Source organism: Rhodococcus sp. 05-2255-1e, assembly GCF_002259025.1.
GTDB lineage: Bacteria > Actinomycetota > Actinomycetes > Mycobacteriales > Mycobacteriaceae > Rhodococcoides > Rhodococcoides fascians.
In genome coordinates this window covers 19,707-33,131 of record NZ_NOZE01000046.1, presented here as the reverse complement: position 1 = coordinate 33,131, position 13,425 = coordinate 19,707, and the positions used below count along the sequence as shown (strand labels likewise).

Sequence of the window (13,425 nt, the reverse complement as noted above, 5' to 3'; positions counted from 1 at the left end):
GTCAACAGTTGTTCGGTTCTCCGATCTTGACCACCGACAACACGGCTTCGCCCTCGCCGATGAGGACACCGGGAGTCGGATCTTGTTCGACGACAATCCAGTTCGAATCGTTGACCTGCATCCGGCCCTCCCCCGACGCGTCAGCGCTGCGGGAGTAGAAGACACCGGCCGCCTGGATCGCGTTCTGCGCAGACTGCAGATTCATACACACAACCGGAGGCATTGCGACGAGGGCCGGCGCCGGCGCGGTCGATTCGGATACGACGGGCTCGGACGCGGCGGCATTCGGGTCGTCGGTTCTGACGGCCGAGGTCGGCGCGGCTGCGGTCGCCTCGACCGTGACCGTACGGACCTCGGTTCGGACATCGGACTCACTCGGGCTATCCGATCCGCAGCCCGCAAGGGCCACAGCGGACATCGCAAGCACGATGGCCGATCGCACGGTGAACCGGGTATTGCTCGACATGAAAACCTCTCGGTAGGACCGACGCTCACCGTCGGTCGATGCGCATATGACATCGCCAGACCAAGGAGTCTGTTACTCCGAAAGCGTCTCACACCTTTTCCGTACGCTGTACGGTAGACTGCGTCGGCCCAGGACGAACCATCGTCGGGGCAGCGAAAGGTGGCCAAAGCGATGAACGCAGTCCAGCCGATGATTGCCGACGAACGAACGACACCCGAACGAGAACTGTCCACGATCGTGGTGCGCGGAGCCCGAGAGAACAATCTGCGCGACGTCGACCTGGATCTGCCGAAACGCTCGCTGGTCGTGTTCGCCGGCGTCTCCGGGTCGGGCAAATCGTCACTGGTGTTCGACACCATCGCCGCCGAGGCCCAGCGGCAGATCAACTCCACGTTCACCGCGTTCGCGCAGACGTTCCTACCGTCCTACGGCCGACCGGATGCAGATCTGATCGCGAACCTGTCGGCCGTCGTCATCGTCGATCAGAAGCGACTGTTCGGTGGCCCGAGGTCGACGGTCGGCACCATCACCGACATCGGAGACTGGCTGCGCATGCTGTGGTCCCGCGCCGTCACGCCGAGCATCGGCTACGCCAACGCCTTCTCGTTCAACGACCCCGCCGGAATGTGTCTCGAATGCGAGGGGCTCGGCGAGGCAAAGGTCGTCGACCTCGGCGAACTGGTGGACGAGTCGAAGTCGTTGCGCGAGGGCCCGTTCAAGCATCCCGACTTCGAGGTCGGCAAATGGCCGTACCGGGTGTTCGCCGACTCGGGCCTGTTCGATCTCGACGTCCCGATCGAGCAGTACTCGGCGCGCGAGCGTCACCTCTTCTTCGACGCCAAGCCCGGCGAGGTCGAGGTGACCAATCCCGACACCGTCATGAAGAGCTACGAGGGCATCGTGTCGAGGTTCCGCCGAAGCTACCTCGCCAAGGACGCAGATGCGCTCAAGGGCAAGGCGAAAGCCGCGTTCGAGCGCATCGTCACGCGCGGCGTCTGCGAGGCCTGCGGCGGTTCCCGCTACAACGACACCATCCGCGGTGCCACTCTCGAAGGACTGTCCCTGCCCGACGCGTTCGCCATGCAGGTTTCCGAACTAGCCGACCGTATCGAACAATGGGACATCAAGGGCCTGCACTCCGTCACCGCCGAAATCGTCACGCAGTTGACCAGGCTCGTCGATCTCGGCCTGGGCTACCTGAGCCTGGACCGTGCGACGTCCTCGCTCTCGGGTGGTGAATCCCAGCGCATCAAGATGGTCCGACACCTCGGAGCCACGCTGAACGACATGCTCTACGTCTTCGACGAACCGACGACCGGTTTGCATCCTCGCGACGTCCACCGCCTGAACGACATGCTGCTCGCGCTGCGCGACAAGGGCAACACCGTCCTCGTCGTCGAGCACGACCCCGAGGTGATGGCCATCGCCGACCGTATCGTCGAGATCGGACCCGGTGCCGGAAAGTCCGGTGGCACAGTGGTGTTCGAGGGAACCTTCGACGAACTCCGCCGAGCCGACACCAGGACCGGCTCCGCGCTCCGGCGTGATGACGCCGAGATACGCACTCCCCGTGCGCCTTCGGGCTGGCTGAGCATCTCCGGTGCCACAACCCACAACCTGCGCGACGTCAGCGTCGACATCCCGCTCGGCGTACTGACAGCCGTCACCGGTGTCGCCGGTTCCGGAAAGTCGAGCCTCATCCACGGTCATCTGCGCGAGGCCGCGCCCGACGCCGTTGTCATCGACCAGGCACCGATCCGGGGCTCACGCCGTTCGTCCCCTGCGACCTACACCGGTCTGCTCGATCCGATCCGCGCGTACTTCGCCAAGAAGACCGGGCAACCGCCGTCGCTGTTCTCCCCCAACTCGGACGGCGCGTGCCCCGATTGCCAGGGCAGCGGTGTCATCTTCATCGAACTCGGATTCACCGATCCCGTGACGAGTACCTGCGAGACGTGCCAGGGCAGGCGCTTTCGCTCCGGGGCCATCCGACACACCGTCGACGGCGTCAGCATCGCCGACATCTTCGAGATGTCCGTCGAGGACGCGCAGGACTTCCTCGAGGTCAAGAAGATTCGAGACATTCTGCGCCGCTGCCGGGACGTCGGACTCGGCTATCTCTCGCTCGGCCAGAACTTGTCGTCCCTGTCCGGCGGCGAACGGCAACGTCTCAAACTCGCCACCGAGCTGATCGGGTCGTCTTCGGTGCTGGTGCTCGACGAACCGACGACGGGACTGCACCCGTCGGATGTGTCGAACTTGGTTGCGTTGCTGTCCGGGATGGTCGACGAGGGCAGGTCGGTGATCGTCATCGAACACAACCTCGACGTCGTCGCCGCGGCGGATCACATCATCGATCTCGGTCCCGACGGCGGCCACAACGGCGGGCTGATCACCTTCACCGGCACGGTCGACGAGCTGGTGGCCTCGGACACCCACACCGGTAGGTACTTGGCACGGAGCCTGGGGCGTTGACCGCTCCCCGATAGTGTTGGCGTTCGAAGAGACACCGGACAACACAGGAGTGGCAGTGCAGCGTCGATCGGCACGAATGATCTCAGCCGGGTTCGCGGTCGTCGCGCTCGTAGCGGCGGGATGCAGCACCACGGAAACGGACGCGCCACCCGCCGCCGATCCGGCACCCGCGGCGAGTGGCGAGTTTCCGAGGACGATCACATCCGGCTCGGACGGCGGCTCGGTCACCATCGACGCTGCTCCGCAGAAGATCGTGTCGCTGAGCCCGACGGCGACGGAGACGCTGTACGCCGTCGGGGCGGGCGACCAGGTGGTGGCCGTGGACGATCAATCGGACTTCCCCGCCGATGCTCCGAAGACAGGGTTGTCGGCGTTCACCCCGAGCCTCGAAGCGATCGTGGCGTACGACCCCGATCTGGTGATCGCCTCCACCGACCTGGGCCTCGTGACGTCGACACTGGCCGAGGCAGGCGTTCCGACGCTGGTGCTGCCTGCCGCGACGAGCCTCGATGATGCCTACTCGCAGATCGAGCGCGTCGCGGACGCCACCGGCCACGACGCCGACGGCGATGCCGTCGTATCCCGGACTCGTGACCGGATCGATGCAGCCGTCGCGAGCGTCCCGACCCGCGAGGCGCCGCTGACGTACTTCCATGAACTCGACGACACGTTGTACACGGTGACGAGTGCGAGCTTCGTCGGGCAGATCTACGGTCTGTTCGGACTCACCAGCATCGCCGACGGTTCCGACGCCGGCGACTACCCGCAGCTCGCCGCCGAGGCCGTCATCACGTCGAACCCGGATGTGGTGTTTCTTGCCGACGCCCAATGCTGTGGCGTCACATCCGCTTCCGTCTCGTCGCGACCGGGTTGGGGATCGATGACCGCCGTCCGCGACGGCCGGATCTTCCCGATGGACGAGGACCTGTCGAGTCGATGGGGCCCTCGTATCGCAGACCAGGCAGAGGCCGTCGCTTCGGTGATTCGACAGCTCCCCGCCTGACCCGCCGCAGCGTTCCGACACCCGCTACCGCGGGATCGATCTACACCACGCTGTCGCGTCGCATGGCCTCGATCTCGTCCGCCGTACAGCCGAGTTCGGACAGTACGACGTCGGTATCGGCCCCGTGCCGTCGACCGGTGTGCCGAATTCGGCCGGGGCTACCGCCCATCCGCCACATGACATTCTGCATACGGACCGGCCCCAGATCGTCGTCTTCCACGGTCGTCACCATCTCGATGGCATTGACCTGCGGATCCGACAGCAGTTCGCTGGGTTTGTACACGGGAGCGACTGCAGCACCTGCCTTCTCGAACTCGTCGATGACGACGTCCCGCGTCCGCTCGGCGATCCAGCCCCCGACGTAATCGTCCAACAAATCCGCGTGCGCGGCGCGCTGCCGGCCGGTCGCGAACCAGGGTTCGTCGAGCACCTCGGGGTGACCCACCAGCACCAGGACGCGTTCGGCTATCGAATTGGCGCTCGTGGAGATCGCCAGCCAATGGCCGTCCGCCGTCTTGTACAGGTTGCGTGGTGCGTTGTTGCTGGACCTGTTTCCGGTGCGCTCCTGGTCGATACCCAACTGGTCGGCGTAGATGACGCCCGGGCCCACCGCGGCCATGATCGGGCTCAACAGGTCGAGGTCGATGACCTGCCCCTTGCCGCCGTTGTTGGTGCGATGCAGCAATGCCATGGACACCGCCGACGAGCCCGCTATTCCGGCGAGGGAATCGGCGAGCCCGAATGCGGGGAGCGTCGGCGGGCCGTCGGCTTCACCGGTCAGGTGGGCGAAGCCGCTCATCGACTCGACGAGTGTTCCGAATGCGGGCCTGGTGGAATACGGCCCGGTCTGCCCGAAACCGGTGACACGCAACAGAATCAGGCCGGGGTTCACTTCGGACAGGACGTCGTATCCCAGCCCCCAGCGCTCGAGTGTGCCCGGCCGGAAGTTTTCGACCACCACATCGGCCTCTGCCGCGAGACGCCGAAAGATCTCCGCTCCGCGCTCGTTGCCGAGATTCAACGTCATCGTCCGCTTGTTGCGGCTGATCATCGTCCACCACAGCGGGTGTCCGTCCTTGTCCAGACCGTGTCCCCGCATCCCGTCGGGCTTCGTCGGGTGCTCGATCTTGATGACCTCGGCACCGAAATCACCCAGGATCTGCGCGACGAGCGGCCCGGCGAGGATCGTCGAGATATCGAGTACCTTGACGCCCTCGAGCGGCCCCGTCACAGGTACGGGCGGTGCAGGTAGCGACCGGCGGGCGCGCCGGAGACGGCACCGTCAGCAAGCACACGCTGTCCGCGGACGAACGTGTCGGTCACCTTGGCACCGAGTTCGAAGCCCTGGAACGGCGTGTATTCCTGGGCCGACTCGGAGTCTTCGGGGCTCACGGTCCAGGTGTGATCGGGGTCGACCAGCGCGAGGTCTGCATCCATCCCGACGGCGATGTCGCCCTTGCCCGGCAGGCCGTAGCGCAACGCCGGGTTGAGGGACGTGAGCTCGGCGATCCGGCGCCAGCTCAGCCCGCGTTTGCGGCCTTCGCTGACCAAACCGGGGAGCAGGTACTCGGCCCCGCCGAAGCCGGACTTGGCGGCGAAGATGTCGCCGCGGTCCTCGGCGAACTTCTTCTCGTCCTTGCAGCACGCATGATCGCTGACGACCCAGTCGATATCGCCGGCCAGCAGGTGCTCCCACAACGCTTCGACGTCGTCTCGAGGACGCAACGGCGGGTTGACCTTGCCGCCGAGCCCGTAGGCAGTGTCGATATCTGCCAAGAGGTGCCCGATGGTCACCTCACGACGGAAGTTCACGTGCGGGAAGGCCTTCGCCATCCGCATTGCCGCCGTCAGCGCCTTGCGCGAGGACAGGTGCAGCAGGTTGATGTTTGGCAGCTGCGTCTCGTCGGCCAGGAACGACGCGATCGTGACGGCGAGGCCCTCGGAGTGCGGTGGCCGTGACGCGCTGTAGGCGGCCAGTCCCTGCAGTGTGCCTTCTTCTTCGACGATCTTGGTGTACGCACTCATGATTTCGGCGGTCTCGCAGTGCAGCGACAGCGAGATGTGATCGGCCTTGTCCGGGAACTGTTCTCGCGCAGCCTGAATTCCGCGCATGACGAACTCGAAGTGCGCCAGATCGTAACGCTCGCCCTTGGGCGTCATCAGGAACTCGCTCTGGTCGGTCGAGCGCCCGTGCAGGCCGTGGCTGCCGTAGAACATGAAGATCTTGAACGAGGTGACGCCGTGCTCGGCGATAAGTGCCGGGATTTCGTCGATGTGACCCTTGGACATCGGTGCCAGGTGGTAGGCGTAGTCCACGTACGGTCGGCCCTCGGTGGCCTCGAGCACGGTCGGAAAGACGTCGGCGTAGGAGCCGCCGGTGTTCATGTAGTACTGCCCGGTACGCATGTAGGACAGCGAGGTGGTGACGCCGCCCTGCACGCAGGCCCGCGACTCGATCTCGGCGTCCTCACCGAGTGAGTTGTAGATACCCCAGTGCTGATGCGCGTCGACCACTCCGGGGAACGCAACCTTGCCTGCGGCGTCGATGACCGTGTCGATTCCGGCAGCATCGATTCCCGCTTCGATGCGGGTGAACTTGCCGTCTTCGATGAGAAGGTCGAGGAACTCCCCCTCGTCGGGAGCGGCCGATCCCGGTCGCACGACGCGGGCATTGGTGATCAACAACGTTGACATGATTGTCCTTTCGAGATTTTTCACTAGTTAGGAAGTTGTGAGAGAACTGGCCGCGAGGTACGCAAGCCCGAGCGCGGGCAACAACCCGTTGCCCGCCAGATAACCGGCGGCCCCGTGGCCCGAAATGCCCATTGCCGCACCGCCGGAGGCGAACAGTCCGTCGATTGCAGACCCGTCGGGCCGCAGTACTCGCGCGTTCTCGTCGACGACGAGGCCGCCCTGCGTGTGAAACAACGCGGGGACGATTTTGATGGCCGCGTACGGTTCGGTCAGGGTGTGCTCGAAAGAGCTGCGGCCGAACGGATCCGGCACGTCGCCCTGTGCATACCCTGCCACAGCCGCGAGTTCTTCTGCCACCGCCTCGGCCGGCAGGCCGGTCGCGTCGGCCAGAGTTGCAGCGTCATCGGCCCACACTGCCGCACCGGAGGCCACCGTCTGCTCGAAGTCCTTGAACGACAGGCACTTGTCGTAGACCTCCCTGTCGATGACGACCCAGCCCTCGGATCCGGGCCGAGCCGCGAGAGCGGCGGCATATTCGGAGTAGCCGGTAGTTTCGTCACCGAATCGGCGGCCCGTTGCGTCGAGCACGATTCCGCCGTGCATCACAGTGGCCCAGCCGACGAGCGTCGTCGCCTTCTTCGACAGTGCCGCGTGCCCCTGATAGGCGTCGAGGTACGCCGCATCCGCTCCCAGCTTGCGCCCGATGGCGAGAGCATCTCCGGTGGAGTGCTCGCTGCCGTGGTACCGCGCCGACGATATTTCCGGAGCGTGCTGCTCCACGAGAGCCTCGTTCGCGCCGTATCCGTTGGTGGCCAACAGTACTGCGCGAGTAGGGATGACCTCGGTGTTGCCGTCGGGCAGCGTGACAGTCACCGCGTCCACTCCACCGCCGAGGTCGACCGACACATCGGTGAGGCGCGCCGGAACCAGCATGTCGATCCGAGGCTCGGCCGCCACAGCACGGGCGAGGTGATCGAGCATCGCGCTACCGTGTCGGCCTTCGACTGTGTGACAACGTAATCGGGAGTGCCCCGGGTACGCGAAGTCGGTCACCAACGCCAGCGGAAGATCCAGATGATCTGCCAACCATTCCACCAAGGGAGCGCTGACGTCGGCGAGCGCCGTGGCCAACCGAGCGTCGGCTGTGCCCTTGGTCTTGCGCATCACGTCGTCGACGAACTGCTGCGGTGAGTCGTCGATTCCCGCGTCGCGTTGCCACCGCGAGCCCGCGCCCGGGATCATCGCGGTGGACATCGCCGTGTTGTTGCCGCGCCGGAAGTGTTCGCTCGCCTCGACCACCAATACGTCGAGACCGAGCTGGGCAGCCCTGAGCGCCGCGACGAGTCCGCCGCCCGCACCTGCAACGACGAGATCGGGGCCCTCCGCGCTCATGCGAGGACCTTCAATTCGCTGCGAAGTCCCAGCAGTCGTAGCGCCGTTGCTGTGGGGTCCACTACCCACGGAGACACCGGAGGATCCGTCAGGTCGACTGCCGAACAGGCGTTGATGGCGACGTCGCAGTGCAACTCGCGCGCGTGCTCGGACACTGCTCGTCCCCACGCCCGAGTATCGGCGATGTCGTGAACACCCAGTCCCAGAACAACAGTGGCCTCGGCGACGAGACCGTAGAAGCCGAGCCTGCGGTCCAGTTCGGCGGCGATGGCCTCGTTTCGGGCCAGAGCGCCGATGCGGCTTCCTTGGGACGCGTGGAACGACGCGGTCAGTCGAGTCAATCCGTACAGGGGTACAGCAAACGAGTCCGCTTCCTCTGCGCACGGATCCAGCACGCAGTCGGGCAGGAAGCCGTCTGCTTCGGTGTCGCGTAGAGCATGAAAGGCCGCAGACAGGACATCCTCGGAACGTCTGATGTCCAATTCTGTGTCGAGCGCATCGGGCGCGTCGGGTCCGATGTCGCGGAGTTCGACGGTGACGCCGGACGGGGCCAACTGGTCGTACCGACGCTGCCGACGAGCCAGTTCGGCCGAGTCGACGTCGATCGGGGTGTAAGCCAAGAGGTGCATGTGCGTGGGGCTCCTAAATGCCGAGGTACGCCGCTTTGACGCGTTCGTCGTGTGCCAGTTCGGAACCGCTGCCGGTCAACACGATCGAGCCGCTCTCGATTACGTAGGCGCGATCGGAGATGGCCAGTGCCTGCGCGGCGTTCTGTTCGACGATCAGCACCGTCACGCCGGAGTCGCGGATGCGCACGATAGCGTCGAGAACCTCCGCGGCGAGTTTCGGTGCTAGTCCGACGGACGGTTCGTCCAGCGTCAGCACCCGTGGACGGGCCATCATGGCTCGTCCGATGGCCAACATCTGTTGTTGCCCACCGGACATGGTGTCGGCGCGTTGTTCCCGGCGTTCGGCGAGGATAGGGAACAACTCGAAGACCGAATCCAACGACGAGCGTACGGTTCCGTGCTTCTGCGAGTAGGCACCCATCTCGAGGTTCTCGGCTACGGAGAGGCTACCGAACAGCGCGCGGTCCTGCGCCACGTGGACCAGACCCGCCTTGACTATTCGATCGGCACGCATGCCGTGAATGGGGTTTCCGTCCAACATGATTCGGCCACCGGACGTGGTGACGAGGCCGGACAACGCACGTAGCGTCGTCGTCTTACCCGCACCGTTGGCACCGATGAGCGAGACGATCTCGTTCTTGTCGACCCCCAACGTCAGTCCGTGCAGAATCTCCAGCCTGCGGTAGCCGGCGTGGAGGTCGTCGATTTCGAGCATCATGCGGTCTTCTCCTCACCGAGGTAGGCCTCGACGACTCGTTCGTCGGCGACGACAGTGCGCGGGTCGCCCGAGGTCAACACAGCGCCCTCGTGCATGACGACCAAACGCTCGGACAACGCCATCACCGCTGCCATGATGTGCTCCACGAACATCACCGTCTGGCCTTGCTGATGCACGCTGCGCAACAGCTCGATCATGGGTGCGCGCTCGGCGGGGACGAGCCCGGCCAGTACTTCGTCGAGCAGAACGACCCGAGGCTCCATCGCGAGAGCCCGCGCGAGTTCGAGTCGCTTCAACCCCGCAGTGGACATGGTCGAGACCTTGCCGCCGACCTGATCCGACAGTTGGACCCGGTCGAGCACCTCGAGCGCGTGGCGTCGAGCATCTTTGCGTGACTTGCGCTTCGACAGTGCGGCAATGGTGACGTTCTCGAGTACCGACATCGACTCGAAGGGGCGCATCAACTGGAACGTACGAACCAGACCGGCCCGCGCGATCTTGCTCGCCGGCCATCCGGTGATATCCGTTCCGTCGAAGATCACTCGGCCTGCTGTCGGGGGCTGCTCACCCGACAGCAGGGAGAACAGGGTCGTCTTACCTGCCCCGTTGGGGCCGATGATGCCGAGAAATTCGTGCTCGGGCACGTCGAGGCTGACCTCGCGTACCGCGTGGATTCCCGAGAAGGACTTGCTCAGGTTCTCAATGCTCAACAGGCTCATCGGTTCCACCTCTCACGGATCGTCCCGAAGATTCCCTTGGGCAGGAAGATCACGATCAGAATGAGGATCACCGAATAGGCGGCGACGTCCAAACCGATTGTTCCTTGCAGGAATTCGAGGAATTGCGGCGGATTTCTGAGCAACTGGTTGATCAACTCGGACAGCGGCCCGATGACGGCTGCACCGATCACCGGGCCCCAGATCGTTCCGATTCCGCCGATGACGGCCGGCACGATGGCTTCGACGGATACCGCCGAGCCGAAGGCCTGCTCGGGTCCGACGAAGAAGTAGTACTGCGTGTAATAGACGCCGGCGACGGCGGTCAGCGCACAACTCGCCGCGACGGCGATCAGCCGATACTTCATCGTGTCGATACCGAGCGATGCTGCGGCTGTCTCGTCGTCGCGGGTGGCCTGGACGAACTGGCCTGCACGAGAACGCGTGTAGAAGATGGTGCCGAGAACCGCGAGAGCAAGTATCACCAACGGGATCCAGAGGTAGTTGGCGCTGCCCTTCTCGAATTGCAACATCCACCACGAATCACGCGGCAGAATCGGCACATTGAAGCCCTCGGTCTTGTTGAAGACCTCGAGATTCTGGACCAACAGCAGGAACATCTGGGCGAAGGCGAACGTGGCCAACGCGAAGTACGAACCGGCAAGCCGGTAACGCAGACACAGATAGGCGATCAGTGTGCCCACCACAGCGGCGATACACGCCGCCACGATCATCGAGATCCACGGCGACACATCGTGTTCGACGAGCAGGAACGCACCCGTGTAAGCGCCGATGCCGAAGAACGCGGCGTGACCGAAGCTGAACATGCCGCCGAAGCCGCTCATGATGTTCCAGGCCACCGCCATGATCGCGAAGATCAACGTGCGGACGGCCACGGTCTGCGCCTGCTCGCCCAGCATCAACGGCAATGCCGCGACGACGACGAATCCTATTGCCAGCGTGATCAGTTGGCGACGAAGCCACGTGTCCTTCAGTCGTGAATCGTCCTGCACCGGGGTGGGTGCGGTACCGGTCGTTGTCATCGGCGAGCTCCGTACAATCCTTCGGGCTTGAGAAACAGGACGAGGACGAACACTGCGAACACGAGGATCAGCGAGCCCGTTCCGGGTAGGTAGAGCGCGCCGACCGTCTGCACGAGCCCGATGACGAGCCCGCCGACCACGGCACCGACCACGCTGCCGAGTCCGCCGAGAACGACGATGACGAACGCCAGAATCGTGAACTGCTCGCCGACCGACGGCGTGAGGCTGGTGAACGGCGTCATCAATCCGCCGGCCACAGCCACACAGGCCGCGCCGATTCCGAAGGTGAGAGCGTAGACCCGGCCGATGTCGACGCCGACGAGCTTGGCCCCCTCCGAGTTCGACGCAACTGCCCTGATCGACAAGCCGAGCGGCGTCCGCTTCAACACGGCGGTCAACGCAACGGCGACGAGCGCAGCACCGATGAACGCCACCACACGTGGCCATGATGCGACGGCCCCGAGCACGTTCAGCGAACCGTCGATCGGTGCCTGCACCGACTGTGGACGTCCGCCGAAGATCATCAACAGCACGTTGATGATCAACAGCGACAGACCGAGAGTGACCAGCAGCGGGCCGTCGTGGCTCCCGCTGATCGTCAGCTTGGTCAGCAACGTCGCCTGCACGATCATGCCGAAGACGAACATCAGCGGAACCGCCACGAGTGTCGCAACGTAGACCGGAAGGCCTGCCGTGGACAAGGCGTAGACGATGTACATGGCCATCGTCAGCATCGCTCCCTGGGCGAAGTTGACGATGCCGAGAACGCCGAAGATGAGCGTCAACCCGACCGAGATCAGTGCGTAGACGCCGCCGAGCAGCAGACCGGAGACGACCGCCTGGGTGACCAGTCCCTGGTCCTTACCACCGACGAAATAGATGACCGCCATGACAACGACGATTGCGGCCAGCACGGGAGCACCGGGGCCGAGACCCGAGAGTCCGCGCTTTCCCGCCTTGTCGACGGTTGGGGCCGTGGACGTCATTGTCCCGCCCCTACCGGGAACTCGATTGCGTCCGTTGCGAATTCTTCGGGGAAGACCTGGGCGATCGCACCGTCGCGTACCTGGGTGACGATGACGGTCGCGTTCTTGTTCTCACCGGTTTCGTCGAACTCGATCGGCCCACTGAAGGCGAGCAACGGATCCTCGATCGAGACGCCCGCAATCGCGTCCCGCAGATCCTCGGGGTCGGTCGAAGCGCCGCCTTCCAGGCCTGCCGCGATGACCTCGACTGCCTGGTAGGACAACATCGCTGCCGTTTCCATGGGTCGCCCGTACTGAGCCTCGAAGCGTGCACGGATGTCGGTGACGCGGTCGCTGGTGGCATCGAAGTGGTAATTGGCACTGAGAACGCCTGCGCCGGCAGCACCGGCATCGCTCGGGAAGGAGCTGTCGTCGAACGCGCCGTTGGCAATTCCGTACACGCCCTTGACGTTCAGGTTCAACTGCTCGACCGCGCGAGCGATCAACAAACCGTCCGGGTAGTAACCGGTGGCGACGATGACATCGGGATTGGACACGGCTGCCTCCCGAACCTGGGTGGTCGCGTCCGAGAAGTTCGTTGCCGGATAGGTGATTTCCTGCACGGAGGAGATTCCCTGATTTGCGGCTTCGGCCTCGAAGGCGTCGAAGACGCTGTCACCGAACGAGCCTTCGATGTGCAGATACGACACTCTGTCGATAGCCTGCCCCGTCTGCTCCTCGATCGCGGCGAGCGCCTTGGCACCGTCGGTGCCCATGCTCGAGGCATTCGGCTGCATACGGAACGAATACTGGTAACCCTGTTCGAGAATCTTGTCGTCCACCGCGACGTCGATGACCAGGGGCACACGAGACCGTTCGGCGACCGACGCGACGTTCTGCGTCACGTCGCTCTGGTACGTACCGACGAGGGACACGGCACCGTCGTCGATCAAGCGTTGCGCCTCGCTCTGGCCGACTTCGGCCTTGCCCTGGCTGTCACCGGACACCAGTTCGAGTGACCGCCCGTCGAGGGCTGCGATGCCGCCTGCCGCATTGATGTCGGAAACTGCCAGCGCTGCACCGTCGTTCATCAGACCACCCACACCGGCGAGCGCACCGGTGGTGGGGTGCACCGAGCCGATCTTGATCGGCCCCGAATCGTCCGAACCCGATGAGGATCCACACGCTGCCGCACCCACGACCGCAACCGCTGTCAGCACACCTACGAGCTTCTTCATTGTTGTGTCTGCCTTCCGCACCCACCGGCGCCGAGTCGAACAAGAGGGCGGAACTCGATCGTTCCGCTGAGCGCACCATCAGATTG

12 protein-coding genes are annotated in these 13,425 nt (G+C 64.5%); 2 read left to right on the top strand and 10 right to left on the bottom strand.

The window, feature by feature from the left end; translation table 11 throughout:
- Position 1 precedes the first annotated feature (1 nt).
- On the bottom strand, positions 2 to 466 hold the full coding sequence (locus tag CH262_RS28265) for a hypothetical protein (protein ID WP_032375304.1): 465 nt from the start codon (positions 464 to 466) through the stop codon (positions 2 to 4).
- A gap of 171 nt (positions 467 to 637) precedes the next feature.
- Here CH262_RS28265 and CH262_RS25330 point away from each other — a divergent pair, with 171 nt between their 5' ends.
- Together CH262_RS25330 and CH262_RS25325 are read left to right on the top strand one after the other, a co-directional pair.
- Complete coding sequence (locus CH262_RS25330; RefSeq protein ID WP_230591011.1) at positions 638 to 2,941, top strand: ATP-binding cassette domain-containing protein; 2,304 nt, start codon at positions 638 to 640, stop codon at positions 2,939 to 2,941.
- A 76-nt stretch (positions 2,942 to 3,017) separates the two neighbouring features.
- Entirely contained in the window at positions 3,018 to 3,944 is a 927-nt protein-coding gene (locus tag CH262_RS25325; RefSeq protein WP_052056464.1) for an ABC transporter substrate-binding protein, read from the top strand.
- 40 nt (positions 3,945 to 3,984) lie between these two features.
- On the opposite strand, the gene CH262_RS25320 is transcribed toward CH262_RS25325, so the two are convergent.
- Genes CH262_RS25320 through CH262_RS25280 form a run of 9 tightly spaced genes read right to left on the bottom strand, consistent with a single transcriptional unit; the run spans position 3,985 to position 13,339 of the window.
- Complete coding sequence (locus tag CH262_RS25320; RefSeq protein ID WP_094718730.1) at positions 3,985 to 5,175, bottom strand: CaiB/BaiF CoA transferase family protein; 1,191 nt, start codon at positions 5,173 to 5,175, stop codon at positions 3,985 to 3,987.
- Positions 5,172 to 6,638 (bottom strand): dihydroorotase, encoded by a 1,467-nt coding sequence (locus CH262_RS25315; RefSeq protein ID WP_094718729.1) that lies wholly within the window; start codon positions 6,636 to 6,638, stop codon positions 5,172 to 5,174. The genes CH262_RS25320 and CH262_RS25315 overlap by 4 nt, the downstream gene beginning before the upstream one ends.
- A gap of 27 nt (positions 6,639 to 6,665) precedes the next feature.
- Positions 6,666 to 8,030: an FAD-dependent oxidoreductase gene (locus CH262_RS25310; protein ID WP_094718728.1), complete on the bottom strand. Its 1,365-nt coding sequence runs from the start codon at positions 8,028 to 8,030 to the stop codon at positions 6,666 to 6,668.
- Positions 8,027 to 8,659 carry a hypothetical protein gene (locus CH262_RS25305; RefSeq protein WP_094718727.1) on the bottom strand — a complete coding sequence of 211 codons (633 nt, stop codon included), beginning with the start codon at positions 8,657 to 8,659 and terminating at the stop codon, positions 8,027 to 8,029. The genes CH262_RS25310 and CH262_RS25305 overlap by 4 nt, the downstream gene beginning before the upstream one ends.
- Before the next feature lie 13 nt (positions 8,660 to 8,672).
- Positions 8,673 to 9,377 carry an ABC transporter ATP-binding protein gene (locus CH262_RS25300; RefSeq protein ID WP_032369048.1) on the bottom strand — a complete coding sequence of 235 codons (705 nt, stop codon included), beginning with the start codon at positions 9,375 to 9,377 and terminating at the stop codon, positions 8,673 to 8,675.
- Positions 9,374 to 10,096: an ABC transporter ATP-binding protein gene (locus CH262_RS25295; RefSeq protein ID WP_027497863.1), complete on the bottom strand. Its 723-nt coding sequence runs from the start codon at positions 10,094 to 10,096 to the stop codon at positions 9,374 to 9,376. The genes CH262_RS25300 and CH262_RS25295 overlap by 4 nt, the downstream gene beginning before the upstream one ends.
- Positions 10,093 to 11,136 carry a branched-chain amino acid ABC transporter permease gene (locus tag CH262_RS25290; protein ID WP_094623270.1) on the bottom strand — a complete coding sequence of 348 codons (1,044 nt, stop codon included), beginning with the start codon at positions 11,134 to 11,136 and terminating at the stop codon, positions 10,093 to 10,095. Before CH262_RS25290 ends, CH262_RS25295 begins: the two co-directional genes overlap by 4 nt.
- Positions 11,133 to 12,122: a branched-chain amino acid ABC transporter permease gene (locus tag CH262_RS25285; RefSeq protein ID WP_094652289.1), complete on the bottom strand. Its 990-nt coding sequence runs from the start codon at positions 12,120 to 12,122 to the stop codon at positions 11,133 to 11,135. The genes CH262_RS25290 and CH262_RS25285 overlap by 4 nt, the downstream gene beginning before the upstream one ends.
- A complete protein-coding gene (locus CH262_RS25280) occupies positions 12,119 to 13,339 on the bottom strand; it encodes an ABC transporter substrate-binding protein (RefSeq protein ID WP_027497866.1) in 1,221 nt (406 codons plus the stop codon). Before CH262_RS25280 ends, CH262_RS25285 begins: the two co-directional genes overlap by 4 nt.
- Positions 13,340 to 13,425 lie beyond the last annotated feature (86 nt).